Below are 25,354 nucleotides of genomic sequence, written 5' to 3'. Positions count from 1 at the left end.
GTGCTCAACTTCGACATGCTGACCTATGCCGGCACGCTGTCGACCGTCGAACGCGTGGCGAACAGCAACCGCTATCGCTTCGTCCAGGGCGACATCTGTGACGCCCAGGCCGTTCGCGCCGTGATCGCTGAGTTCAAGCCGGACGTGATCACGCACCTGGCGGCGGAAAGCCACGTCGACCGCTCGATCGACAGCCCCGGCGCCTTTATCCAGACCAATGTCGTCGGCACCTACACGATGCTCGCCGAAGCGCGCGACTATTGGCAGGGCCTTGAGGGCGAGGCGAAGGAGCGGTTCCGCTTCCACCACATCTCGACCGATGAAGTGTTTGGCTCGCTGGGTGAGGAAGGCCTCTTCACCGAGGAGACGCCCTACGACCCGCGCTCGCCCTATTCGGCGTCCAAGGCCGGGTCCGACCATCTCGTCAGCGCCTGGGGCCACACCTTCGGGCTGCCGGTGCTGATCACCAATTGCTCGAACAATTACGGGCCGTATCATTTTCCCGAAAAGCTGATCCCGCTGATGATCGCGAAGGCATTCGATGGCGAGCCGCTGCCGATCTACGGCAAGGGCGACCAAGTACGCGACTGGCTGTTCGTCGAGGATCACGTCCGTGCCCTCCAGGCGGTGTTCGAGCGTGGGCAGGTCGGGCGCACCTACAATGTCGGTGGACACAACGAGCGGCAGAACATTGAGGTCGTGCGCACTTTGTGTGCGATTCTCGACGAGCTGCGCCCGCGCGCCGATGGCAAGCCTTATGCGGAGCAGATGAGCGAGGTCGCCGACCGCCCAGGCCACGACAAGCGCTACGCGATCGACGCTAGCCGCATCGGTGACGAGCTCGGCTGGTACCCGCAGGAGACGTTCGAGAGCGGCATTCGCAAAACGGTCGAATGGTACCTCGCCAACGAGGATTGGTGGCGCCCGCTGGTCGCGGCGAAGGCGTCCGACCGCCGCGGGGTCGCGGCATGAGCCCCGCCGACACGTCGGCAAGTGCGCGTGTCGACACGTCGACGGAACGACACGGGTATACAGTAACAGGCGCCATCCTCGTCACCGGCGCGAACGGGCAGCTCGGCACCGAGCTCCAGCGGCTCACCTGGCCCGCAGGCGTCCGGGTCGTCGCAATTGACGTCGTCGACCTCGATCTGACCGACGCCGCGGCGATCGAGCGATACGTGGCGGCTGGGCACGACGGGCAGCCGTTCGCGGCCGTGATCAACGGCGCGGCCTATACCGCAGTCGACAAGGCCGAGAGCGACCTCGTCACCGCCTGGGCCGTCAACGCGATGGCACCCGCGGCGTTCGCCAAGGCGTGCGCGGACGCGAACATCCCGCTCGTCCAGGTATCGACCGACTACGTCTTCGCCGGCGACAAGATGGGTGCGTGGGATGTCGACGACGCGGTCGCACCCTTGGGCGTCTACGGCGCGTCGAAGCTCGGCGGCGAGCTCGCGGTGCGCACCTCGAGCGCGCGTCATGCGATCGTGCGCACCGCCTGGGTCGTCTCCGCGCACAGCAACAATTTCGTGAAAACGATGCTGCGCGTCGCCGCGACTAACCAGACGTTGCGCGTTGTCGACGACCAGTGCGGTTCGCCGACCAGCGCAGCCGACCTGGCACAGGCGCTTCAGACGATCACGCTGCGGCTGATCGCCGACGCCGACGCGCCGACCGGCACGTTCCACTTCTCGAACGCGGGCAAGATCACCTGGGCAGGCTTCGCGTTCGAGATCTTCCGCCAGTCCTCGGCGCGCGGTGGATCCACCGCCAAGGTTACCGGCATCACCACCGCCGAATATCCGACACCGGCGAAGCGCCCGGCCAACTCGCTGCTCAGCCATGCGGCGATCCAGCAAGCCTACGGTATCCAGCCGCGTCCCTGGCAGGACGCGCTCGGCGACATCCTCGACGAATTGATCGGAGACGTGAAGTGAAGGGCATCATCCTCGCCGGCGGCTCGGGCACGCGGCTCCATCCGGCGACGCTGGCCGTCAATAAGCAGCTGCTGCCCGTCTACGACAAGCCGATGATCTATTACCCGCTGTCGGTGCTGATGCTCGCGGGGATCCGCGACGTGCTGATCATCTCGAGCCCCGAGTATCTCGACAACTATCGCCGGCTGTTCGAGGACGGCTCCGCCTTCGGCATCTCGATCGCCTACGCCGAGCAGCCGAGTCCCGAGGGCCTCGCGCAAGCCTTGACGATTGGCGCGGACTTCATCGGCGGCGACGACGTCGCGCTGGTGCTCGGCGACAACATCTTCTTCGGCGCGCATCTGACCGACCTGCTGGAAAATGCGGTCACACGCAAAGGATGCGCCACGGTGTTCTCCTACCAGGTCGATGATCCCGAACGCTATGGTGTGATCGAATTTGGTGAGGGAGGCCGCGCGGTCAGCCTGGAGGAGAAGCCGGAAGCGCCCAAATCCAACCACGCGGTCACCGGCCTCTATTTCTACGACAACCGCGTCGTCGAGTTCGCGCGCAACCTGAAGCCGAGCGCGCGCGGCGAACTCGAGATCACCGACCTCAACCGCATCTATCTCGAGGCAGGCGACCTATTTGTCGAGCAGATGGGTCGCGGCTACGCATGGCTCGACACCGGCACGCACGACAGCCTGCTCGAAGCCAGCGAGTTCGTCCGCACGCTCCAGCACCGCCAAGGCGTTCAGATCGCCTGCCTCGAGGAGATCGCGTTCGAGATGGGTTTCATCTCGGCCGAGCAGGCGCGCGCAGCGGGCGAGAAGTTCAAGAAAACCGCTTACGGCCGAGCCATCTTAAAGGCAGTGGAGAACGCCTAATAGGGTTTACTCCCCGATAGGGCTCTCGCCGTGTTTCCGGAGCACATCGTTGAACGCCTCTGCCATCAACGCTTGGAGGCTCCTACCCTGACGGCGCGCGAGCATGTGCATCGCGAACGACATGTCAGGCGTGAAGAAGCCCGCAATCTGCTTGCGGCCTTCGCGGCTGATCGGGCGGGTGGAGGTACGCTCGGCTCCCTCCCCTACCGCGGCAGACGGCTCAACGGCACGTGGTGCAGGCGTTGCGGCCGGTGCCGTCTGTGCGACGGTCTTCAAGTTAGCGAAGCTCGGCTTGCGGCTCATGCGCGGACCTTTCTAAAGCGCGGTGCCGACAAGCCTAACTGTCGACATGTCCACTTGTACAATTCGCGAACCTCGCTTGCGGCCTTGCCGGCGGGCTCGATCTCGGTGACGGTCGCGCCTTGTGCCGAGGCGTGGCGATAGGCGGCGCGGTCGGGCAAAATCACTGGACAGGGCGGCGTGCCGTAGCCCTCTACCAATTCGCTCGCCTCCTCATACACGCGCGGCGCATTGGGGCTGCCCGCGGTGAAGACCACGAACGCGGGCTTGCGCAGCAGCTGCACCAGCTTGGCGGTGGTCTGGATCGCCGACAGGTCGAAGGCGGAAGGACGGCACGGGATCAGCACGAGGTCGGCGAGCTCGACCGCGGCGCGCGCGGCGCTGTCGGCATGCGGGGGCGTGTCGATCACGATCACCTCGGCCCCCTGCCCGCGTGCGGCCTCGACCTTGGCGGCGAGCCTGGGCGGCGGGCTGTCGATCACCTCGGGCGCGCGGTCGCCGCGCCAGGCAGCCCACTGGCTGGCGGTCGCCTGCGGGTCGGTATCGATAACGAGCGACACCGCGCCCGCCTCCTGCGCCACGGCGGCGAGGTGGAGCGCCAGCGTCGTCTTGCCCGCCCCGCCCTTCTGGCTGATGATCGCGATTGTCGGCATGGGTGCGTTCCTACCTGTCGTTGTGTCGACATGGCAACATGTTTGTGTCCTGCGCATTGCGATGCGCTGATGCACAGCGCACAAGCGCTCGCGAGGAGAGTAAGTGATGACGCTGACCGGATGGACCGGACGAGTTGCGCTGCTGGGACTGGTAACGATGGGCCTTTCGGGCTGCGTTGCCGTTGCCGCTATCCCCGCAATAGCGGGCGGCGTCGCGGTGAAGAAGGCCGGCGACTATGCCGCGACGACGCGCGCGCGGAAGCGGGTGAGTGGCGAGCAGCAGGTGCGCGTGCTCCCGACTTCGACGGCCGCTTCTCCCCGCTCAGGCGCGGCGCGGATCAATACCGCGACCGCCCTGCCCCCGCCTGACAGCACCCCCTCTCCTACGGCTCGGGCCCCGATTACCCAAATCCAACCTCCCGCTGCGACGCTTCCAGCTGACCTGAGCGCGATGCGTCCCGGTGTTGCTTATACGGGTGCACTCCCCTCGCCTTTCGCCATGCCGACCGCGTCTACGGCTGATCCCGCACCGACGCAGCGTGCGCGCTGGACCGATATCGGCCGCTATGTCGCCAGCCTGCCCGGCTCGCCCGGTGACAGCGCGCTGCTGGCGCGCGGTAGCACCAGCACCTGCATGGGTCCCGTGCACCGGTCCTCGTGCGATGCTCGTCCGGCTCGAAACCGCGATGACGCAGGACGGCGGGCGTTGGAGGTTCGACCGCGAGGCACAGCAGTGGCTCGACGCATTCCAGACTGGAGATCCCGGTCGTGTTCACCAGCCCCGCCCCGACAGCCGCGCGGTCCGACATCGAAGCTGCCTTTCGCCATGCCGGGCTGGCTAAATTGCTTGATCTAGGTGAGGTGCGGCTGGGTCTTACCGCTGGTGCGATGCCGGCAGAGCGCGCGGTGATCGCGGCGCAACGCTGCATCGTCGCGGTGGTCGGTCGCGATACGAGCGACTTTCCCAACGGCCTGCTTCCCGACACCAGCCCGCCGGCACTGCGTTCAAAGTGGCGGGCAGGGTGGTTTCTTGTCGGTGCGAGTTGACCTGTCGACACATAGACCTGTTGCGGTGTGGAAATGTTTGCATCAAGGTGCCGAGCTCGTCGTGGTGACGCCCACCCCGAAAGCGACTATCACGCAGGCATGCGTTCCGATCTAAGCCCGTTCCACTTCGTCGCGCTGGCCTTGTCCGGTGCAGCGCTGCTCGGCCCCGTATCGGTGCGCGCTACTGCAACCGCTTATGGTGCGCGCCTCAACGCCAAGGGACTGCCCGCGAACACCAACCCGACGCGGATCAACAATCGTATATCCAGCCGGCTCGACAATCGGTTGAGCCTTCGCATCGAGCGCTATCGCCTGGAGGCTTCTGCCAATCCGACCGCGGCATTCCAAGCTGCGACCACCGACGACAAGAGCCGTACCGCACCGGTGATCGCACCGCCGCAACCGATCAATACCGACGCCGGCGGGCAGTGACCGTTAGTCACGTCACCGGGACCTGATCGACGTCGAGCGCAGCGAACCCGGCTGGCACATGACACAGCAACCCACAACCGACCGCAACGTCCGCGTGTATAGTTGTCGACATGTTGCCATGTCGGGTCGGGCCTCTAGCGGTCGGTGTAATGAACGCTGAGGAACTCAGCAGCCGGAGCTTGGTACCGGCACGTTCCTTCACACATCGACGCGACATTCCCGCGCTGTCGATCGTCGCGCCCGCGTACAATGAACGCGACAACATTCGCCCGCTGACTGACGCGATTGCGCGCGCGATGGGGGAGGTCGCGTGGGAGCTGATCATCGTCGACGACGACAGTCCCGACGGCACCGCGGGCGAGGTCGCCACGCTGGCAGGGGAAGGCGCACCGATCCGCTGCATCCGCCGTGTGGGACGACGCGGACTCGCCTCGGCGGTGGTCGAGGGCGTGCTCGCATCTGAGAGCAAGTTGATTGCGGTGATCGACGCCGACCTGCAGCACGACGAGACACGATTGCCGGTCATGCTCGAGCTGCTCCAGACCACCGACGTCGATCTGGTCATCGGCAGCCGGCACGTCGAGGGTGGCGGGGTAGGGGAGTGGGACCGGCGTCGTCAGCGGATGAGCCGTCTTGCCACCTGGATCGCCCATCGCCTCGCCGGCGTCCGCGTCAGCGACCCGATGAGCGGGTTCTTCGCGCTGCGCCGCTCGGTGGTCGAGGCGACGATCTACGACCTGTCGCAGCAGGGCTATAAGATCCTGCTCGACATCCTGACCGCGTCGCCGACACCCTTGAAGGTCACCGAGGTTGGCTATGTCTTTCGCGAGCGTCGTGCGGGCACCAGCAAGCTCAATGTCGTCGTGCTGCTCGAATATGCCTTCCTCCTGATCGACAAGCTGACCCGCGGGTTGATCCCGCCGCGCTTCGTGCTGTTTTGCGCTATCGGGGGGCTGGGGTTGGCATGCCATCTCGCCGTACTCGATCTAGCTGTAGGGGAGGGGATGCCGTTCCTGCGAGCTCAGGGGATCGCGACGCTGTGCGCGATGGCGTTCAACTACGTGCTCAACAACGCGATAACCTATCGCTCGGCGCGGTTGCGCGGGGTTAAGTTCGTCGTTGGCTATCTGGTGTTCAGCGCGGTGTGCAGCCTAGGCGCGCTTGCCAATATCTCGGTTGCCAATCTGACACTGCGGGAAGTGGGTAGCTGGCCGCTCGCTGGGATCGTGGGAGCGCTGATGAGTTCGGTGTTCAACTTCGGGGTCGCGACGCATATGGTCTGGCGACCACGTCGGCCGCGGCGTCGAGCGAAGTAGTGCTACGCGCGCCAGGTTGAGTTGGCACGGAGATCCTGCCCCACCACGAACGGCGGGGCAGGGGATCAGCTCAGTTGCTGTCCGAGTTGTTGCCGTCGTCAGCGATGATGACGATGCCGGCAATGACGGCCGCAGCGGCGACGATCGCGATGATCACACCGCCGCCAGCGAGCTCGTTCTTCTTCAACGACGCGGTCGAAGCGCGAACCGACTTGGTGACCGACAGCGACGAAGCGGGGTTGGCGGGCGCAGCCCCAACTGGAGCGACGACGAGCGCGGAAGCGGCCGCAGCCGCGAAATACTTGGCGAACATGATTGAACTCCCGTGTGTACGAGCCTGCTACTTTAGCTGCAGCGCAGCGAAACGTCGAGGCCCCTCGTCGCCGGCTTGGGCGGTTTCATCGCAGTAGTGTGCAACATTAGCGAATGATCGCACCGCTTGTGAAGCCGTTCTCTACGAATACACCTATCTACATTTGTGTCATGAGGTAGCGTTTGCGACTTTAAATAACGACACTCCTTACAACAACGCGGTCGATTGCCGGTAGATTGTTGGCATCGGATCACTGATTTCTACAGAAGATAGATGATTGAGTGAGGGATTACGGATCAGCGTGAGACTCGCGCTCGGCGACCGTGTAGCGGTGTCGCGCGCGTCGATCCCGGCACCAAGTTTTGCGAGCATGCGCCCGAGAGGCCCATCGAGCGTCGCAAGCGCTAGTTCGCGGCAGTTGAGCGACTGTCGCATCGCTTTCTGCTCGACATCACGCGTCGCTAGCCGATACGCCTCGTCGTCGGGCAGGGGGACGGGTCGCATCCAGCGTGGCAGATGCGCGACAATCCCGCGCGGCAAGGTCAGGCGATAGGCATTGGAGGTCTGCGCGATCCGAGGCCCGGCGCCCTCGGTGCTTAATCGCGCGAATCGACGCTGGCGCACGAGGAAGCCGATCTCCTCGAGCAATCGCAACCCGCGCGCGACTGTTGCGCGGCCGAGCCCGGTGACGCGCGCGAGATGGTCGTAGCTCGGATAAACGCGCCCCCGATTGAGTCGCGACAGCGTCAGCAATTCCTCCAGTACGCGCACTGCGCCCGCGCTCAATTGCGCGATCAGTCGCTCGGATGCGCTGAGCACCCGCTCGCCGCGCCGCGCCACCCGCCGCAGCATCCGCCCAGCATCGAGCGCACGCCGCGCGACGCGCAGCAGATGGTCGGTTTCGCCTTTCGCAGGCGGAACGAAGAACGCATTCTCGAACGTCCCCGCCTCGCGGCTCCCCCGCAGCACCGGTCGCGGCGTCGTATCGCCATGCAAGGGCAGCGCGCCTGCACGGCGACCGATCCGTGCAAGCGCCAGCGCGCCCGCCTCGCTGAGCGTATAGGCCGTCATCTTCCATCCCCTCATCAGGGCCGGGACCAGGGCAAAAAAGGAGCGTGGCGCGAAACGCGCATCCTTGAAACGGACTGGTTTCAGCGGTATCTGGAAGGGGTACGGATTGTTCTCGTGTACCCCGGTTCGACGTTTGGCGACGTCGTTCCATCAAACCTTGGGATGCCCGGCCTTCGTGCCGGGCTTTCCTTTATGTGGTCACGACCGCTTCCTTCACGCAACATCCGGCCACGCGGCCGATCTCCCTCACGATGTCGCAAGAAAAATCCAACAAAGGAAGCGGCTACGGTTCGTGCTTTCGAGTAGGAAATGCAGAAACTCGCGTGAGTTTCTTCCGATAAGGTGTGCCTATTCGTGCTTTCGAGTAGAATAACGCGGCTAAAGTTCGTGCTATCGAGTATGAAATAGCCACGCTATTCGTGCTTTCGAGTAGAATTGACCCACGTTACTGCTGCGCTTCACTCGCCCGATTCGGTCGGCTCCATGCCGGCTGATTCGCCGAGTTCGGCGACCGGATCGGGGCGGTAGTGGATGATGACCCGCGCAGGTGTCGCCCGACGCCCCCGACGCGCGGGCTCGGCGTCACCGTCGCCGGGCGGCGCAGAAGTTTCATCCTCGACCAGTTCGATTGCATAGTCGGGGATCGCATCCGATCCCGCGATCTGTCGGATCGCGGCGCGAAAGTTCGACAGCGGGTTCTGATAGCCGATCTGCAACCGGAAGGTCGCGAGGTCGATCTCCATCCGCCCGTCCTCGCAGGTCGAGCGCGCCACCTCGTAGATGCGCCGCTCGATCGGTCCGAGCTGAAAATAGGTCGCGGCGTAGTTGAGCACCTGCCGGTCGCGCAGGATCGCGCGGAACAGCCAGTCGCACAGTCGCACCTTGACCGCCTTCAACCGTCGCTCGCCCGTCTTGGTCTTGGAATAATGCAGCCGCGCCTCGGACAGCCACGAGAAGAAGCCCTCCTCGCCCTCGCCGCCTGCCTCGATGTTGGTCTTGATCTGCGTGCCCTGCAGCCGCTCGAGTGCCTCCGACAGACGCTGGTACGAGCGCGCCGAGTGGTTTGAGCCGGTGACCGAGAACAGGTCGTGTGCGGTGAAGATGAAATCCTGCGCGACGTCCTCGCCCGCCTCCAGCTTCGCCGCCATCAGGCTGGCGATGTAGAGCACGATCTCCTTGTCATAGATCGTCGCGACGCCGTTCGCCGACGGGCGCACCTCGATCGAGACGGTCGCGTGCTCGTAGCTGAGCGGCTTCATCCACGCGTTTTTGCTCAGCGCAAAGAACGGAAACGCCATCAGCGATCGCTCACCGCGGATCTCGCCGTACAGGGGGCTGTCGAGCTGGAACAGGTCGCGCTGCGACAGCGACTTGCCGTCGCGCTTGCGTGCGGAGGGGGTAATCCGGGCAGGGGAGGCCGGCTTGGCGGGCACCTGGGTCATGCCGGCTATTTCCTACTCGAAAGCACGAACTTTGGCTCGAAAGCCCGTATGTACCGAGGCGCTGCACCCGCGCACGCCACGCGAGTTCGTGCTTTCGAGTAGGAAATAGCCTCGTTGGATGGCGCGACGATCATCGACGTGATCATAGCGCGTTGACTGCGCAAAGTCTTGTTCAAGGCTATGCTGACAGAGGGGAGAGCCGATGTGCTAAAACGAGCCAATGCTCCCGCGCTTCGTCCTGCTCGCCCTACCACTCGTGCTCGCCGGCTGCGCAGGCGCTAGGGTGAGCGATTGGCCGGTGAAGATCGGGCGGCCGTACAATGTGCGCGGGGTGACCTATGTGCCCGCGGCTGCGCCGGGGTATGAGGCGGTCGGTTATGCCAGCTGGTACGGCAGCGAGTCAGGTAACCGCACTGCCAACGGCGAGCGCTACCGGCCGCGCTGGGTGAGCGGGGCGCATACGACATTGCCGCTGCCGAGCTACGTCGAGGTGACGGCGCTCACGACCGGGCGGACGATCCTGGTGCGCGTCAACGATCGCGGGCCGTTCTCGTCCACGCGCGTCATAGACCTGTCGCATGGGGCGGCGCGGTTGCTCGGGGTCGAGCAGGCGGGGCGTGCGGCAGTACATGTGCAGCTGGTCGACCCGCCCGAGCGTGACCGCGCGCGGCTGCGGCGCGGCAAGCCTGCCGGGGCTCGGCGCGATGCCTCGCCGGAACAGCTGGCGGCGTGGCGCTCGGTGCTCGCGGCGCAGTGAGGCGTGAGCACGATATCGACGCGCACGCGTGACGACCACGTAAGCTGAGTCCACGCAGCGATGTGTGCATGTCGACAGCACGACACGCACACACCTTTTCACTCCGCCATGTAGCGCGCGAACGCGTCCTTCCATTCCGGGTGCCAGCGCGACAGTGCGGGGCGGTTCTCCGTCACATCGCCCGCGGCCCAGGCGATCCGCTTCGCATCCTGCTCGCGCGTCGTCTCATTGTCGGGGCACAACAGGTAGAAGTCGCCCGCCTCCAGTCCGGCAAGCATGTAGTCGACGACCTGCTCCGCGCTCCACGCCGCGTCGGGCTTCTCCGCGCCGCGTGCGGTCATCCCGGTGTGGGTGTAGCCGGGGATCAGCAGGTGCGCGGTCACGCGCTCGCCGGTTGCCTCGCGAAGCGTGTGCGCCAGCCCTTCGGTCAGCGCCTTCACGCCTGCCTTGCTGACGTTGTAGGCGGTGTTGCCGGGCGGCTGGGTGATGCCCTGTTTCGAACTAGTGTTGACGATCATCGCGGACTCGCCGCCAGCGATCATCGCGGGGGCGAAGGCGGCGACGCCGTGGAGCACGCCCATCAGATTGACGTCGATCAGACGGCGCCACGCCGCCACACCGGCGAGCACGTCGCCACCCGCACCGATCGCGGCGTTGTTCATAAGGAGGGCAGGGGCCTCGCCCAGTTCCTCGGCCAGCGAGACCAAGGCATCGGGGTCGGCGACGTCGAGCGCGTGCGCGGTCGCGCCTTCGATCCCGCCCGCGGCTGCCTCAAGCAGCTCGCCCGCGCGGTCGACCAGCGCAACGCGCATGCCCCGCTCGGCGAGTGCGCGCGCCGCGGCGAGCCCGATCCCGCTCGCCGCGCCCGTTACCACCGCGAGCCGGCTGGGCGCGATCGCCGCGAAGGAGGGGGCGCTCACCGGTCGATCGTCGCCATTGAGGGATAACGCTCGCCGCTCGCCGCGCCGGGGGGCAGCACCTCGTCGATCCGTTTGAGATCGGCATCGCTCAACGTCACGTCGAGCGCGCCGAGATTGTCGTCGAGGTACTTACGCCGCTTGGTCCCCGGGATTGGCACGATGTCTTCGCCCTGTGCCAGCACCCAGGCGAGCGCGAGCTGCGCGGGTGTGCAGCCCTTTGCCTCCGCCATCGCCTCGATCTCGCGCACCAGATCGAGGTTGCGCCCGAACGCCTCTCCCTGGAACCGCGGCGAGTTGCGGCGGTAATCATCCTCTGGCAGGTCGTCGGGCGACTTGAACTGCCCCGTCAGGAAGCCGCGGCCGAGCGGGCTGTAGGGGACGAAGCCGATGCCGAGCTCGCGGCACACCGGCAGGATTTCGCTTTCCGGATCGCGCGTCCACAGCGAATATTCGGTCTGCAGCGCGGTGATCGGGTGGACGACGTGCGCGCGGCGGATCGTGGCGGGCGCAGCCTCCGACAGGCCGAGATACTTGACCTTGCCCGCCTGCACGAGCTCGGCCATCGCGCCGACCGTTTCCTCGATCGGCACCTCGGGATCGACGCGGTGCTGGTAGTAGAGGTCGATGAAGTCGAGCCCGGTGCGCTTCAGACTCGCGTCGCACGCCTGGCGGACATAGTCGGGGCGGCCGTTGATCCCCTGGAAGCTGCCGTCGGCCCCGCGCACGTTGCCGAACTTGGTCGCGACCACCACCCACTCGCGGCGATCGCGCACGACGCGCCCGACCAACTCCTCGTTCGTGCCGACGCCGTACATGTCGGCGGTGTCGAGAAAGGTGACCCCGTGATCGAGCGCGTGGTTGATCGTGGCGACGGACTCCGCCTCGTCGCGCCCGGCGTAGAAGTCGGACATCCCCATGCACCCGAGCCCGAGTGCGGAGACTTCGAGGCCTTGGCTGCCGAGTTTGCGTTTCTGCATCGTCTTGGTCCTTCGTTAGAGCATGTCGAGTGGGCGAGGCGCGGCGCGCGGGAGGGCGCGGTCGAGCGCGACAAGGTCGTCGGCGCTCAGCACGAGTTCTGCCGCGGCTGCATTCTCTGCGACGTGCGCGCGTGTGCCCGCCTTGGGGATCGCGATTACGCCATCGCGGTTCAGCAGCCAGGCGAGCGCGATCTGCGCCGACGTTGCGCCGCGCGCCTCGGCCACATCGCGCAACGCGGCATGGCCGAGCAGCCGCCCCTGCTCGACCGGGCTGTGCGCCATGACGGGCATGTGCCGCGCGGCCAGCCAGGGGAGCAGGTCGTGCTCGGGGGCGCGGCGCGAGATATTGTAGAGGATTTGGTTGGTTGTGCAGTTCGCACCACCTGCTGCGACGAGCTCTTCCATGTCGTCAGTGTCGAGGTTGCTCACCCCCCAGCGCGCGATCAGCCCGCGCGCGACCAGCGCCTCCATCGCCGCGACCGTCTCGGCCAAGGGCACGCTCCCGCGCCAGTGGAGCAGGTAGAGGTCGATCACGTCCGTGCCGAGCCGGCGCAGGCTCGCCTCGCACGCGCGGGGCAGCGTGTCGCGCCCGGCGTGATGCGGATACGCCTTGGTGACGAGGAACACGCGGTCGCGTGATCCCGCAATCGCCTCGCCGACCAGCTCCTCGCTGCGCCCGTCGGCGTACATTTCGGCGGTGTCGATCAGCGTCAGCCCACGCTCGACACCGTCGCGCAGCGCGGCGATCTCCTCCGGCCTTGCGTCGGCGCGCTCGGCCATGTTCCACGTTCCCTGGCCGAGCGCGGGGACGTGGGTGCCGTCGGGCAGGACAATCTGGCGCACGGGCGTGCTCAGGCTGCCTTGTCCTGCGCCAAACTCGCTGCATCAATGACGTAGCGGAAGCGGACGTCGCCCGATTTCACGTATTTGTACGCCTCGTTGATCTCCTGGATCGGGATCAGCTGGATGTCGGGCGCGATGCGGTGCTGGGCGCAGAAGTCGAGCACCTCCTGCGTTTCCGCGATCGAGCCGATCAGCGAGCCCGCGATCGTCTTGCGCCCCATCACCACGTTCATATGGTTCCACCCCGGCATCGGGGCGAGCGCCCCCACTGCGACGAACGCACCGTCGTGGCGCAGCAGCGGAATGAACGGGTCGACCTCGTGTTTCTCTGGCACGGTCGATATGATGAAGTCGAAGTGACCCTCGAGCGCCTCGTACGCCTTCGTGTCGCCCTCGACGACGCTCTTCGCGCCAAGCCGGTGCGCCTCTGCCACCTTGTCCTTGTCGCGAGTGAACACGGTCACCTGTGCGCCCATCGCGCGCGCGATCTTGACGGCCATGTCGCCCAGTCCGCCGAAACCGACGACGCCGACCTTGCTACCCGCCTTCACACCCCAGTGCTTCATCGGCGAATAGGTGGTGACGCCCGCACAAAGGATCGGCGCCGCGGCCTCGATTGGCAGCGCGGCGGGGATCTTGAGCACGAAATCCTCGCGCACCACCAGTTGGTCGGAATAGCCGCCGAAGGTGTTGTCGCGACCGTACATGTTCTCGCCCGTCTTGGCCTGTTTGGCGGGCTTCATCGGGCCGTTGTAGGTCGCGAGCCAGCTGTTCGGCCCCTCACAATATTGCTCGTCACCGGCGAGGCAGGGCGCGCATTCATGGCAGCTGTCGATCATGCATCCGACGCCCACCAGATCGCCGATCGCGTGGCGCGTCACCAGCGAGCCCTTGTCCACGACGCGCCCGACCACCTCGTGCCCGGGCATGCACGGATAGACGGTGTTGCCCCAGTCGTTCTCGCACTGGTGGATGTCGGAGTGGCAGACGCCGCAATAGAGTACTGCGATCTGCACCTCGTTGGGCAGCGGATCCTGCCGTTCGAGCTGCATCGGCTTCAGCTTGGCGTGTTTGCCGGATGCGGCATAGCCGATGGCTTTGATCGTCATGGTCGAACGTCCTCGCACTGGTCAGTTGCGAGGCAGAACGAGCGGAACGCCGTCTCTATCCGTGCGGGCGTTCAGTCTGGCGCGCGTAGCACCAGCCGATAAGCCGCGCGCCCGTCGACGCGGACCTCAAGCACCCCCGACCAGTCGCCGCTGCCGTGCTGCGTCAGGTCGAGCAGGGTCGCTCGTTGCCCCGGCTCCAGTCGCGCTGCGCCACCTTGCGTGGCGCGATTGCTGCTCGACCCCGCGGTCAGCGTATAGTCGACGCGGACGGCGCGCGCGCTCTCGCCGACCAGCACGACGTGGACGCCATCGCCCGCGCGCGTGACGACCGCGCGGACAGGTTGCGCAGCGGGGGCCTGTGCGGCGGGGGGATCAGGCGGCAGGATCATGGCTTGGGAGCCTTTGGCAGCGGCGTCGTGACCGGTGCGGTGGGGTGCGCGTCAGCGTCGGTCACTGCTGCACCCGCCGCAGCCGCGATCCGTGCGGCAAGATAGCCCTGCGTCGCGGCATCGAGCACGGGCGGCGTATTCGGCGCGGGCCGCGCGTCGCCTGCGCCGAACACGGTGACATAGGCGCGCTCGATATCGACCGAGCCGGTCGGGGCGGGGGACCTGGGCGAGGGGCGCGGCTGGCGCACCGCGCGCGGCTCGGGCGGCAGTTGCGCGACCGCGGCATCGTCGCCGTCCTGCGGCTGCTCGGTCTCAGTGAGGGCAGGGGCGGGAAGCGCGGGCGCGATCTGCTCGACCTGCGGCAAGGCGCGCGGGGGCGGGGTAGGGGCCTGACGCGAGCCTTGTGCGATCACGCCGTTCGCAGCAATCAACAAGGCGCATGCCACCAGACCGACGCGTAGAACACGCGACATGTCGACAGCTGGACGCGCGCGCGTCACTTGCCCGTCTGCACGACGACCGCCTTGGCGCCGCCATCCTGCACCATCTTGATACCCAGATTGTTGCCGTTCTGCGTGATCGTCGCGCTGTTGTCGCTGTTGTGCTGCGCGAGGTCGATCGCGTTGCCCGACCCGTTCTGCGTCAGGCTGGCGTAATTGCGGGTCCCGCTCTGCAACAGGGCGATGACGTTGGCGTCGGCACCGATCCCGCCGCGCTGGGTGAGGAACGCCTGGTTGCCGACCCCCGCCATCTGCACGCCCGCGACCGCGACGCCCGATTGCGTCACCACCGCGTCGTTGCCGATCCCGCGCATGTCGAGCGTCAGCTTGATCTGACCCGCCGGCCCCGCGGTCTGCTTCACCCGTGCGCGCTGGAACTTGCCGTCCTGCCGTATCTCCGCGCTCGCCGCGCCCGATTGCACCACCGCGACCGACTGGATCGCGCCGATCTGGTCGACGAAGGCGTCGCTGTGGATGCCGTCCTGCGCCGCGGCAGGTGCGGCGATGAGGAGGCCGGTGACGGCGAGGAGCGCGCGAACGGTCATGGGAAACCCTTGAAAGTACCGGGCGACGCGAAGGCCGCCCGGCTGGGAGGTATTTTACTGGCGAACGACCGCGAGCAACCCCGCACCGTTCTGCGTCACCGACGAGTTGTTGCCGTTGGTCGACTGCGTCACATACGCCCAGTTGGTCTGGGTGCCGGTCTGCGCGATGAACGAGGTGTTGTTGTTCCCCGACTGCATCAACTCGGCATATTGGACGCTGCCGTTCTGGTTGACGGTCGAGGTGTTGTTGTTGCCGCTCTGCGTGACATAGGCCTTCTGCTTCGACCCGCCCTGCGACAGCAGCGAACGGTTGCCGTTGCCGGTCTGTGTCACCTGCGCGAACTGCTCCGTTCCCGACTGGTAGCTGGCCGAGCTGTTGTTGTTGCCGATCTGGTCGATCTGCGCGACGTTCATCGCGCCGGCCTGCTCGGCATAGCCGTTGTTGCCGTTGCCCGACTGGTTCAGCACTGCTTTCTGCAACGTACCGCCCTGGACGATCGTGCCCAGGTTCGAGTTGCCGGTCTGGTTGGCGAGCGCGTTGTTGCTGGCGCCGGTCTGCGTGATGTTCGCCTGGTTGTAGCTGCTGGTGTCGCTCTGCTGCACGGTGGCGACCAAAGCGGTGCCGTTCTGGTCGACCATGCTGGAGCCATCGTGACCGAGCTGCGTCACGGTAGCGGTGTTGACCGCACCCTGCTGCTTGACGCTGGAGGTGTTGTAGTAGCTCGTGTCGCCCGACTTCTCGCGACCCTGCACCACGGTCGCGACCTGGCTGAGGCCGCTCTGCTCGATTGTCGACTTCTGCCCGTCGTCGCGCTGCGTCACGCGTGCGGTGCCGAGCGTGCCGGTCTGTGTGATCTTGGACGCATTGGCGCGCGCGACCGCGGTTTCGCTGAACTGGTCGACGATCGCCTGGTTCTTGGCGCCGCTCTGCGTCACCTCGGACGTGTTGGCGCGCGTACCGGCCACGAGCGGCTTCACGCCGTCGTCCTTCTGCGTGATCGTCGCGGTGTTATCGGTGCCCGACTGCGTTACGGTGGAATCGCTGCCGAGGAGCGAGTCGACCTGCGTGACGAGCGCGGTGTTGCGCTGGTCCTTCTGGTCGATCGCGCTGGTGGAATTATTGGCGAGCGCGGGCGTCGCGCTGAGCGCGATCATGGAAACGGCCGCGAGTATCGATTTGCGCATAAAGCCTCCTGCTGGGTCACGTCGTTGCAGCCGGCGGGTGCCGACCAGTGATCGACCCGGTGGGGCAGGGGAGTGGAGAACGGTGCCGTTTACCCTTTGGTAAGGAATTCGGCGGATGATCGTACGTCTCACGGCAACGATCTTGTTCGTCCCATCCCGCAAACCCCCTCGGATCGGGGTGAACAGGCAACAGGGGGGTGATGCGTTGGCCGGCAGCGTCGCTTGGCATCGGCGCGGCCGCTTCCCACATCCTCCGGTAACGACTGGTCCCCTGTGGACTGCTCGTGGCATCGCCGGTGGCTTTCGGGCTCTCATTTCCTTGGCCGCCGGCGGTGTTTCTCTTCCTCCTTCGTTGAAGGTGTAGGCTCGTCGATCAGCCCCTCGGCAGCGGCTGCACCATCGGTGCGGGTGCTGCGCTCGGCTGCGTGGACGCGGGTGTCGGGGAAGCGGGTGTTGCGGAGGCGGGAAGGGCGACCCCCGGCAACGCGCCTCCGGCCGACGGGCAGGCGGTCGAATAGGTCCGCCCACGCGCATCGGCGGGCAGCCGCACGTCGGCTAGCTTCACATGGTCGCGCTCGGCGATATGCTCGCGCACCAATGCCTCGGCCGCCCCCGGCGTCGCGCGGAAGCACCACAGCCGCTGCTCGGCGCCTTCCATGATCATCGCGTAGACCGATTTCTCGATCGCCTGTTGCAGCGCCAGCTGCACCGGCTCGTTGTAGGTAATACCGCTGTCGATCTCGAGTAGCTGCTTGAACCCGACGTAGCGGAACGCGTCCGCGCCCAAGCCGACCGAGACGATCTGCTTGCGCGAATTGACCGACAACAGCACCTCGCCCGTCTTGGTGCTGATCGCGCGCAGGTACACGGTGACCGTGTCCTCGCGGTATTTGGTCGACCCGCCGATGCCGAGGAAACGCGCGCCGATCCCGCCCGTCTTGGTGTTGGAATCGTAGCCGACGATCCCGCCTTCGAGCAGGATGCCGGCGAACAGCAAAGGCGGCAAAGCCTTCGTATTAAGCTCGGTCTCGCCCAGATAGGCCGAGCGCATCTCGCGGATCACCGATCGTTCGCGCAGCAGATTGTCGAGCCGCTCGCGCTCGATCACCTGAAAGAAGTCGCGGTGTCCGGCGTCCTGCAACGCCTTGATCAGGATCGAGGTCGCACCCTGCGTCACCGCGCGCGACAAGGTCTGCACGGTGTCGCTGTCCTTGAACTGCCCGGTCTGGTCGGTGAAGCCGTAGACCGCGACCGCGACGCGGCGTTCCGCGGGCGGCAGCTCCTCCAGCGTGCGCTGCGCGGGCGTCGCCTGCGCGATCCGCGCCGGCGCCCAGGTCGAGGGCCGGCCCATGTCGCCGGCGCACCCGGTCAGCATCGCGCCTGCCAGCGCCACAAACGTCAACGAACGCAGCATCGTCGTCAATTACCCAGCAGCGGCAGCGTGATCTTGGTGGTCGTGTTGGTGACCGAGTTGAAGATCGTCAGCGTGACGCTCTCCACCCCGCGCACGAAATCGATCACCTGGTCGCCGAACACGAAATGGCCCGAGTCCGCCGGGTTTGCGCCGAAGATCTTGTCCGCGATCTGCGTCGCGACTGTGGAGAGCAGCCGGCTCTGCAACTGGTCGACGAACTGCTGCGCCGGGTCGTTCGCTTTCTTGCTCTCGGGGTCCTTGTAGCGGTTGTTCGCCTCCGCGGTCGCCAGCAGGTGCGCGCTGTTGAAGGGGCTCCCTCCGAACGACGGATTGGTCGGCGTGTAGATCAGCGACGATGCACTGGCCGGCGTCGCGCCAACACCTGCGCCTGCAAGCATCGCAGCGGTGCCGCCCACGATGCCCTTCACGGTCTTGCGGGTCATGTGACCTCCCCCTGTGCGCCCCGCCCCCGGGACCGATGCGGCTATAAGCCTGTCGTAAAATCGCGTCGATCAGACGGGCGTCCCGTTCTCGTTGCCTGCGCGTCCCACGTCCCGGATCGGGACCAGGGGCGACTGGTCAATCCAACAGCGTGGTCCAGCGCTCGAACACCAAAGGCACGTCCTCGACCGGCACCGCGCGCTGCGGATCGGGACCGTGCGCGCGGTAGGCGCCCGGCGTGCAGCCGTACTCGCGCTTGAACACGCGCGTCAGGTGCGACTTGTCGGAAAAGCCGACCGCGCCCGCCAGCTCGGCGATCGGTCGCGTCTCGTTCGGATCGGCCAGCATCGCGCGCAGCGCGTGGAGGCGTCGGCGCTGCACCTGCTGCAACACGCCGCCTCCTTCGCCCGCGCCGTCACCGAACGCGCGGTACAGGGCCGAGCGCGATACGCCGAGCGCGGCGCAGATCGCGGCGACGTCGATCGGCTCGGCCAAGTGATCGTCGATGTAGCTGCGCACGCGGCTGATCAGCGCGTCCTCGCGCGCCACCTGCGCACCGCCGCTGCGGCATGCATCGAGGATCGCGTCGGCCAGCAGGTCGCGGATCGTGCGCGCGACCGCGGGCGCATGGTCGCGCGTCAGCGTCGGCAGCGTCTTGACCGCGGTGCGCAGGAACCCTGACAGCAATGTGGCCGGCCCGCCCGTCGCGATCATGCCGTGCGGATCGCACCCCTCCAGCATCGGCAGCAGGAACGCGCGCGGCATCGAGATAATGAACGCTTCCAGCCGCGTCGCATCGGTCCAGCACGCGTGCCGCATGTCGAGCAGCGTGACCGATCCGGCCTCCGACACCCGCTCTCCGCGACCGTAATCCCCGACAAACGAGCCTTCCAGCAGCACGACAATTGCCAGATGGTCCTTCAGATCGGCCCGCACCCGCGCCTCGTCGCGGTCGTAGCGCAGCGCATCGACGCTCGCGTGCGTCAGCACCAGCGATTCGAGCATCCACAATCGCGCATGGCCGTTGAACGGATCGGCTCCGCGCTGCGTCACATCCAGGCTGCTCAGCGCCGACCGCCACGCCCCAAACCGCGCAGCCGGTGGAACCAGCGCGGTGTCGAACACCAGCGGCACCAAAGGCTCGCCCTTTTCCATCCCCATTACCGATCGTTCCCCCGAACGCGATTATCGGGTGACGCGTGTAGCGCGGAGCGGGCCTGCTCGCCTATGTGCTTCGTAGCGACACGGAATATTTCATCCGCGTGTCATGCCATGGCCATGGTCGGACGAGAAATGCACCGCCGCAGAGAGGTGCCGTGTCACGGCTATGCCCGATCAATGAGTTTGGCTGTGCCACATGATCGTCGCCGTGCCGGCGGGCAGGCGCAGCACGCCATTCGGTGTCGCAACACGTCGTCCGTTGACCGTCGCGATGCCCGGCTTGCCCACGAGCGGCCATGTCAGCACGAGCCCGCCGGGTGGCGCGGCGTTACCCGAAACGGTGGCGAGCAATCCGTCCGCTTCGGCGCGGGCGCTGAGGTTCACCGTGCCATAGCGGGTGCGCAGGCCGCGTACGTCGACACCCGTGCCCGCCAGCCATTCGGGCGTCAGCCCGGCCGCTAGCACCAGCCGGTCGTTGCCCGTGTCCTCGTAGACGAAGAGGTCGAGCGCGGAGCGGATGAAGTCGGACGCGACCCAGGCGTGCGGCATGTCGCCGATGAAGCGGATTTCGCGTGGGCGTCGCCCGACCACCTCGGCCCAGCCGTTCCACGCGGCCGGGCGGCGGTCGGCCATGTAGGCGTCGAGCAGGTCGTTCGCCTTCGCACGCTCCCCAAGCCTGACCAGCGCGGAGACGTTGCGTAGTTCGTAAGGTGTGTAGTCGCTCCAGGTGGCACCGGGCGCGCCGCGCGCCATCACGCGTTCGTACTGCCGCTCGAAGGTGCGGCGCAGCAGCTGCGGGTTCAGCCGGTCCTGCTCGCCCGCGGGATCGAGCGCCATCGTCGTCGAGGTGGCGTCGAAATCGCCCATGCTGGTCGCGCCGGGGATATGGTCGATGCGCCAGTAGCGGGCGGCAGCGTCAATCGCCGCGTGGATGTCGCCCGCGAACTGGTCGCGCTGTGCCGCGATCGTGCCCGCCTCGGACCGCCCGAGCACGCGTGCCGCATAGGCCGCGTCCTTGTAGCCCGTGAGCCCCCAGAAATCGTCCCACAGGCTGTACTGCGGCTTGGCCGAATAACCCTCGTGGCTGATCGAGGGCGGGAGCAGGCCGTAGAGCATCCGACGTTCAGGCGTGCGGTTGGCGGGCGTCCGCTCCGACCGGCGCTGCGCTTCCATGTAGCGGCGCGCGGCATCTAACCTTGGCCAGTCGCGCGCCAGTGCCGCGCGGTCGGCGGTGTAGCGGTAGAGCTGGGTAACGAGGTGGATATACTCGCCCTGGCTGTCGTTCTCGGGCACCGGATCGGGGCCGCGCGCGTCGACGCAGCACGGCACCTTGCCGTTGTCGAACAGCTTGCCCCCGTACCAGTCGGCGAAGGCGCGCACGGGGGCAACGTGGCCGAGCCGCAGCAAAGTGTCGCCCATCATCGCACCGTCGCGGATCCAGCTGCGGTCATAGGAGCGCGTGCCGGGTTTGAACGCCGCGCCGTCACGGCTCATCAGCACATGCGCGAGCGCGGTGCGGATCGTGTCGGCGACCGCCTGTTTCGCGGGTGGCACAGTGATTGTGACATTGCCCAGTGTCTTGCGCCAATAAGCCGCGGTCTGCGCGACCGCCCGGTCGAACGCGGCCGCGTCGGCGGGAGCCACGTCGCCGATCGCGAGCGGCACGTCGGCGCTGCCACCGGGCGCCAGCGTCACCATCCAACGCATCGTGCCGCTGGCGAGCATCGCGGGGTCGCTGACCGAAGCGGCACCCGTCGCCGCGGCGGGGGTGGCAAGCGCGTCCTGATCGAACGGGCGCGCGACGACCGCGTCGGGGCGGGAGAGGGACATAATCCGGCGCGTGACCGCAACGTCGCCAGCAATCGCGGGCGCACTCGTCACCGCGAGCGCGGACCCGTCCCACGCGATCTGCTCGATCGGGCTGACGCCGCCCTGCTGGCTGAGGAACTGCGCGGGCGGATTGACCTGAAACGGTCGCACCGCGAGCGCGAGCGTCAGCGTGCGTTGGCTCGTGCCGGTGTTGGTCAGGCGATAGCGCGCGAGCAGCCGCGGGGTCGTCTGATCGGCGACGAGCGCGGTGTCGAGCGTCCAGCCATCGGCCGCCCAAGCGACATGCGGCAGCGGCAGATAGCCGTCCTCGAGCCGCTGCGTCGCGCGCACGTCGGCCCAGCCGATCATACGCGCGCCGTCGACCACGAAGGGTTCGATCGAGAAGGCGCCCTTCGCCACCTCGATCGCGCCGTCCTCGCCGATCAGCCCCGACACCGCGCCGCCATCGCTGGCGACGAGCGTCCAGTAGCTCTGTTCGGTGAACCCGCGCGGGTAAGCGCCGCGCGGGGCGGTTTTGGCGAGCGCGGCGATCGTGGCGTTGGGGGTTGCGGACCATGCGCGAGGCATCACCTCGACCTCTGCCAAATCGACCTTGGAGCTTGCGCCATCGTCCGCGGTCAGGCGCAGGTAGCGCGTCTCGGTGCCGGGCAGCGGCAGCGGATCGTCGCCGCCCTCCCCGTGCTCGACACGGCGGATCGTGCGCCACACGCGTCGATCATCCGACGTGTCGACACGGTAGCGCAGGGCGTAGCGCTCGCCCCAGTGGAGCGTCAGCCCGCCGATCTCGCGCACTGCGCCGAGGTCGATCACCAGCGGACGCGCGAGACTGGCAGCGGTGTCGCGCCGGCCGTCGAGCGCGCGCGGATCGCTGGCGACCGGCGCGCGCGGCGGGGCAGGGGGCGGCAGCGGCTGGAGTTGAAGGTTGTCGACCTCGACGTGGCCGGCACTGCCGTCGCGGCCGCGCACCACAACCACCTCGACCGCGGCGGTGCGGCGCAGCGCCTTGTCGCTGGTCGGCCCCCAGGCGAACTCGACGTCGCGCGGGCGAATGCGCAGCGTCTGCCAGTCCGACGTGGGGCGATAATTGGGGTAGGGCACCCACCAGACATTGTCGCCGCTGGCGTCGCTGAACTTGATCTGCAGGTCGTTGACGCTGGCCGTCCCGCGCACACGCAAGGTGAGCACGAAATTCGCCGGCCAATCGATCACGAGCGGGCGCCGCGCGACCGCGTAGCCCGAGACGCGCGCGAAATCATAGTCGAGCCGGAGCGCGCCCGCGTCTGCCGACACGCGCGCGGTGACGCCGTCCGACGCCGAGGACTGCCACGCCGCCACGCTGTCGAAGCGGTCGAGCACCTGCGCCGGCGAGGGCGCGGCAACGACCGCGGCGGTCGCGAGCAGCGCGGCCGCGATCACGCCAGCCATCCCCCGGTGAAGCCCGCGCGCGCCAGCCCGCGGCGGATGTGCGGGTTGCGCCTGAGCGTCTGCCAGACGAGCCCGGTGCGCATATTCTCGATCATGGTCAGGATCGGTCCCTGATCGATGCCGAGATAATCGCCGTCGACCCAGCCGACGCCGGGCACGACACGACCGTGCTTGAGCGGCGCCGACGCGTCGGTCAGCGTCGGGTTGAACGAATCTAGGAAGCCGTAGCGCGTGTAGATGCCGCGGCCGTAGCGCGCGTGCATCGCCTCAACCGCGCGAGTCGCGAGTTCGGGCTCGAACGCGATCGATGCCGCGGCCGCGGTCGGCGCAATCGTGCCGTCGTCGCGGTCGCCTGGACCGCGCGCGGAATAGCTGAAGAACTCGCGCTGCCGCCCGTTGATCGTGCGGGTGAAGTCGCCCGGCCCGTCGCAAGCGGTCAGCCCCCAGACATCGGCGCCGTAACCCGTCCACTTGCCCGGATTGGCGATCGTGTAACCGCGCTGTGCCCGCACCGCGCGCCGGCTGTTCTCGAAATAATCGATCCCGCGCCGCGCCATATAGGCGTCGCGGATGCCGCGGAAATCGATGAAACAGTGGCTGTACTGGTGGATGAACAGCGGCGGGAATTGCAGGTGCGGCTCACCGCCGAACCGGTTGCCCCATTGCGCGTCGAAGCGGTCGCTCCACGCGGTCCAGGTGGCGGGCGGCAGCGCGTGCGTCGGCGAGCCGAGTGCCAGCACGTAGAGCAGCAGCCCCTCGTTGTAGATGTTCCAGTCGCTGGCGATGAACCCGCTCTCGGGATGCCAGCCCATCGACAGGAACGGTGCGCGCGGCGTGATCCAGGTCCACTCGACCGCGCGGTAGAGTTGGTCGGCGAGCCGGCGGATCTCCGCCTCGGGCGCGTCCGCGCGGTCGAACCACGATTGCGCGAACAACATTCCGCCCATCAGCAATGCGGTGTCGATCGTCGACAATTCGGTGCGGCCGAAGCGGTGTCCGCGTGCCATGTCGAGGAAGTGGTAGAACAGCCCGTGGTGCCCGGCGGTGCCGGTGGGTGCGGGGCCCTGCGGCGCGTTCGCGAAGAAGCGCAGCGTGGCGAGCGTGCGGTCGCGCGCCTGCTCGCGCGTGATCCAGCCGTTCGCGACCCCGATCGGATAGGCGGTCAGCGCGAAGCCGACCGCCGCGATCGAGGCGAAGGAGGGCGTTGGCCAGCGATCGGGCGCGAGCCCGGTCGTGGGGTCGGTCGTGTCCCAAAAATAGCAGAACGTGCGCTGTTGCAGATCGCGCACCAGCACGTCGGAGGCGGGAGACGTGGCACCGCGCGCACCCGTTGTCGCGCATCCCCCCAGCATACCCGTGCCCATCGCAGCGAAGCCGAGCGCTCCCCCGCCCAGCATCTGCCTGCGATCGATCATATTTCGTCCCATTCAATAAAAGGCGCGGGGCAGCAGCACGCCGCTGCCCCGCGTTCGCGTCAGAAGGAGAAGCCCGCCGACAGCTTCACCGTGCGCGGCGGATTGCCGCCGATCGAATAACCGACCTGCTCGCGATAGGTGCTGCTGAGCGGGTTGTTGTCGAAATCGACGAAGTTGCGGTCGTTCATCACGTTGATGACGTCGACGCGCAGCCGCACACGCGCCTGGTCGTTGACGAAGCCGACCGGCACATACTTGGTCAGCGCGAGGTCGAGCTGGCGTCGGCCCCAGCGGTCGCCATTGCCATCGGTCGTGCTGCCGACGATCAAGCGCTGGAACGGCTGCGACTGGTCGAGGAACGCCTTCTGGTAGGCGGGCGATTCGATCTGGAACTTGCCCGACAGCGTGACGCCGATCGGCAGGTCGACGCTGCCCGCGGTGACGAAACGGTGACGCGGCACGCCTGAGGAGCGCAGCATCGGGTAATCGTCGAGCGACGGGAAATCGAGCGAATAGGTTTCGCCGAACTGCCGGTTCTCCTCCGCCTGCGTGTAGGTGTAGGTCGCGTCGATGCTCCACGGCGAGGACGCGGTATAGGGCTTGGTCAGCTTGAAATAGGCCGCGTCCGAGTTGGTCTTGAGCCCGTTGGTGCCCAGAATGATGTTGCCGTAGCCGTTGGGCGTAAAGCTCCACGGATTGGCGGGCACGTCACCCGGATCGGCCGGATTGTTGTAGAAGAACGACCCGTCGGGGCGACGATTGCCGAGCAGGAAGGCGAAACCGTCGCGGCTTTTGATATGGGTATAACCGACCTCAAGCTCCAACGCGGCAAACCGTCCGCGCAGGCCGAGGCTGAACTGGTCGGCGTAGGGCAGTTTCAGATCGTTGTTCATGAAGATCAGCTCGCGCCCGCCGCCCACCGCGGTGCCGAGCAGGCTCTGGCGCCCTTCGGCGGTCAGGTACGCCGGGTTCCAGGCGATGCAGGTGGTCGGATTGGCGACCGGGTCGCACGGGTTCTGCAGGTCGTTGCCGATGAAGTTGAACGTCCGCGTCTGATACGCGCCCT

The 25,354-nt window shown here is 66.9% G+C and carries 25 protein-coding genes and 1 pseudogene; 7 read left to right on the top strand and 19 right to left on the bottom strand.

Annotation, left to right across the window (positions count from 1 at the left end):
* Genes rfbB through rfbA form a run of 3 tightly spaced genes read left to right on the top strand, consistent with a single transcriptional unit; the run spans window position 1 to window position 2,803 of the window.
* Window positions 1–972: a dTDP-glucose 4,6-dehydratase gene (gene rfbB / locus SMN802W_RS17365; RefSeq protein ID WP_019517863.1), complete on the top strand. Its 972-nt coding sequence runs from the start codon at window positions 1–3 to the stop codon at window positions 970–972.
* Complete coding sequence (gene rfbD, locus SMN802W_RS0115655; RefSeq protein WP_083925855.1) at window positions 969–1,937, top strand: dTDP-4-dehydrorhamnose reductase; 969 nt, start codon at window positions 969–971, stop codon at window positions 1,935–1,937. The genes rfbB and rfbD overlap by 4 nt, the downstream gene beginning before the upstream one ends.
* Window positions 1,934–2,803, top strand: a complete 870-nt coding sequence (gene rfbA / locus SMN802W_RS0115650) for a glucose-1-phosphate thymidylyltransferase RfbA (RefSeq protein ID WP_019517861.1) — start codon at window positions 1,934–1,936, stop codon at window positions 2,801–2,803. The genes rfbD and rfbA overlap by 4 nt, the downstream gene beginning before the upstream one ends.
* 6 nt (window positions 2,804–2,809) lie before the next feature.
* Here rfbA and SMN802W_RS0115645 read toward each other — a convergent pair whose 3' ends face one another.
* Both SMN802W_RS0115645 and parA read right to left on the bottom strand, forming a co-directional pair.
* Entirely contained in the window at window positions 2,810–3,106 is a 297-nt protein-coding gene (locus SMN802W_RS0115645; RefSeq protein WP_019517860.1) for a ribbon-helix-helix domain-containing protein, read from the bottom strand.
* Window positions 3,103–3,756, bottom strand: a complete 654-nt coding sequence (gene parA / locus SMN802W_RS0115640) for a ParA family partition ATPase (RefSeq protein ID WP_019517859.1) — start codon at window positions 3,754–3,756, stop codon at window positions 3,103–3,105. Before parA ends, SMN802W_RS0115645 begins: the two co-directional genes overlap by 4 nt.
* A gap of 768 nt (window positions 3,757–4,524) precedes the next feature.
* Between parA and SMN802W_RS18430 the strand changes: the two genes are divergently transcribed.
* From SMN802W_RS18430 to SMN802W_RS0115625, 3 genes are all read left to right on the top strand, one after another.
* Window positions 4,525–4,803: a hypothetical protein gene (locus tag SMN802W_RS18430; RefSeq protein WP_156818937.1), complete on the top strand. Its 279-nt coding sequence runs from the start codon at window positions 4,525–4,527 to the stop codon at window positions 4,801–4,803.
* Between the two features lie 99 nt (window positions 4,804–4,902).
* Window positions 4,903–5,235, top strand: a complete 333-nt coding sequence (locus tag SMN802W_RS0115630; RefSeq protein ID WP_019517857.1) for a hypothetical protein — start codon at window positions 4,903–4,905, stop codon at window positions 5,233–5,235.
* 179 nt (window positions 5,236–5,414) lie between these two features.
* Complete coding sequence (locus SMN802W_RS0115625) at window positions 5,415–6,551, top strand: glycosyltransferase family 2 protein (RefSeq protein WP_238560231.1); 1,137 nt, start codon at window positions 5,415–5,417, stop codon at window positions 6,549–6,551.
* 70 nt (window positions 6,552–6,621) lie between these two features.
* Here the strand turns inward: SMN802W_RS0115625 and SMN802W_RS0115620 are convergent, their stop codons facing one another.
* From SMN802W_RS0115620 to SMN802W_RS0115610, 3 genes are all read right to left on the bottom strand, one after another.
* Entirely contained in the window at window positions 6,622–6,864 is a 243-nt protein-coding gene (locus SMN802W_RS0115620; RefSeq protein ID WP_019517855.1) for a hypothetical protein, read from the bottom strand.
* A gap of 207 nt (window positions 6,865–7,071) precedes the next feature.
* Window positions 7,072–7,935, bottom strand: a complete 864-nt coding sequence (locus tag SMN802W_RS17715; RefSeq protein ID WP_019517854.1) for a helix-turn-helix domain-containing protein — start codon at window positions 7,933–7,935, stop codon at window positions 7,072–7,074.
* Between the two features lie 458 nt (window positions 7,936–8,393).
* Window positions 8,394–9,377, bottom strand: a complete 984-nt coding sequence (locus tag SMN802W_RS0115610) for a replication initiator protein A (protein ID WP_019517853.1) — start codon at window positions 9,375–9,377, stop codon at window positions 8,394–8,396.
* A 220-nt stretch (window positions 9,378–9,597) separates the two neighbouring features.
* Between SMN802W_RS0115610 and SMN802W_RS0115605 the strand changes: the two genes are divergently transcribed.
* A complete protein-coding gene (locus tag SMN802W_RS0115605) occupies window positions 9,598–10,134 on the top strand; it encodes a septal ring lytic transglycosylase RlpA family protein (RefSeq protein WP_019517852.1) in 537 nt (178 codons plus the stop codon).
* Window positions 10,135–10,232: 98 nt separating this feature from the next.
* On the opposite strand, the gene SMN802W_RS0115600 is transcribed toward SMN802W_RS0115605, so the two are convergent.
* The 14 genes and pseudogenes from SMN802W_RS0115600 to SMN802W_RS18535 form a co-directional block, all read right to left on the bottom strand.
* The gene (locus SMN802W_RS0115600) at window positions 10,233–11,054 is read right to left on the bottom strand and encodes an SDR family NAD(P)-dependent oxidoreductase (RefSeq protein ID WP_019517851.1); all 822 of its coding nucleotides are present in this window, start codon (window positions 11,052–11,054) and stop codon (window positions 10,233–10,235) included.
* On the bottom strand, window positions 11,051–12,031 hold the full coding sequence (locus SMN802W_RS0115595; RefSeq protein WP_026326202.1) for an aldo/keto reductase: 981 nt from the start codon (window positions 12,029–12,031) through the stop codon (window positions 11,051–11,053). Before SMN802W_RS0115595 ends, SMN802W_RS0115600 begins: the two co-directional genes overlap by 4 nt.
* A 15-nt stretch (window positions 12,032–12,046) precedes the next feature.
* Complete coding sequence (locus tag SMN802W_RS0115590) at window positions 12,047–12,874, bottom strand: aldo/keto reductase (protein WP_019517849.1); 828 nt, start codon at window positions 12,872–12,874, stop codon at window positions 12,047–12,049.
* Window positions 12,875–12,882: 8 nt separating this feature from the next.
* Window positions 12,883–13,983, bottom strand: coding sequence for an NAD(P)-dependent alcohol dehydrogenase (locus SMN802W_RS0115585; RefSeq protein ID WP_019517848.1), 1,101 nt, complete (start codon window positions 13,981–13,983; stop codon window positions 12,883–12,885).
* 71 nt (window positions 13,984–14,054) lie between these two features.
* Window positions 14,055–14,372, bottom strand: coding sequence for a curli-like amyloid fiber formation chaperone CsgH (csgH, locus tag SMN802W_RS0115580; RefSeq protein WP_019517847.1), 318 nt, complete (start codon window positions 14,370–14,372; stop codon window positions 14,055–14,057).
* Complete coding sequence (locus SMN802W_RS0115575; RefSeq protein ID WP_156818935.1) at window positions 14,369–14,845, bottom strand: hypothetical protein; 477 nt, start codon at window positions 14,843–14,845, stop codon at window positions 14,369–14,371. The genes csgH and SMN802W_RS0115575 overlap by 4 nt, the downstream gene beginning before the upstream one ends.
* A 23-nt stretch (window positions 14,846–14,868) precedes the next feature.
* Window positions 14,869–15,417 carry a hypothetical protein gene (locus SMN802W_RS0115570; protein ID WP_019517845.1) on the bottom strand — a complete coding sequence of 183 codons (549 nt, stop codon included), beginning with the start codon at window positions 15,415–15,417 and terminating at the stop codon, window positions 14,869–14,871.
* Between the two features lie 54 nt (window positions 15,418–15,471).
* Window positions 15,472–16,602, bottom strand: coding sequence for a hypothetical protein (locus tag SMN802W_RS0115565; protein WP_162140024.1), 1,131 nt, complete (start codon window positions 16,600–16,602; stop codon window positions 15,472–15,474).
* Between the two features lie 373 nt (window positions 16,603–16,975).
* Window positions 16,976–18,016, bottom strand: a complete 1,041-nt coding sequence (locus SMN802W_RS0115560; protein WP_037524359.1) for a CsgG/HfaB family protein — start codon at window positions 18,014–18,016, stop codon at window positions 16,976–16,978.
* Between the two features lie 5 nt (window positions 18,017–18,021).
* Window positions 18,022–18,459 carry a curli assembly protein CsgF gene (locus tag SMN802W_RS0115555; protein ID WP_019517842.1) on the bottom strand — a complete coding sequence of 146 codons (438 nt, stop codon included), beginning with the start codon at window positions 18,457–18,459 and terminating at the stop codon, window positions 18,022–18,024.
* 136 nt (window positions 18,460–18,595) lie between these two features.
* Window positions 18,596–19,618 (bottom strand): helix-turn-helix transcriptional regulator, encoded by a 1,023-nt coding sequence (locus SMN802W_RS0115550; protein WP_083925835.1) that lies wholly within the window; start codon window positions 19,616–19,618, stop codon window positions 18,596–18,598.
* Between the two features lie 174 nt (window positions 19,619–19,792).
* Window positions 19,793–22,873, bottom strand: a complete 3,081-nt coding sequence (locus tag SMN802W_RS0115545) for a discoidin domain-containing protein (RefSeq protein ID WP_019517840.1) — start codon at window positions 22,871–22,873, stop codon at window positions 19,793–19,795.
* A complete protein-coding gene (locus SMN802W_RS0115540; RefSeq protein ID WP_019517839.1) occupies window positions 22,861–24,288 on the bottom strand; it encodes a glucoamylase family protein in 1,428 nt (475 codons plus the stop codon). Before SMN802W_RS0115540 ends, SMN802W_RS0115545 begins: the two co-directional genes overlap by 13 nt.
* Window positions 24,289–24,347: 59 nt before the next feature.
* Window positions 24,348–25,354, bottom strand: a pseudogene (locus tag SMN802W_RS18535) (TonB-dependent receptor); the annotation flags it as partial.

Source organism: Sphingomonas sp. Mn802worker, assembly GCF_000382485.1.
Taxonomy (GTDB): Bacteria; Pseudomonadota; Alphaproteobacteria; order Sphingomonadales; family Sphingomonadaceae; genus Sphingomonas.
This window is presented reverse-complemented; position numbering and strand designations above follow the sequence as displayed.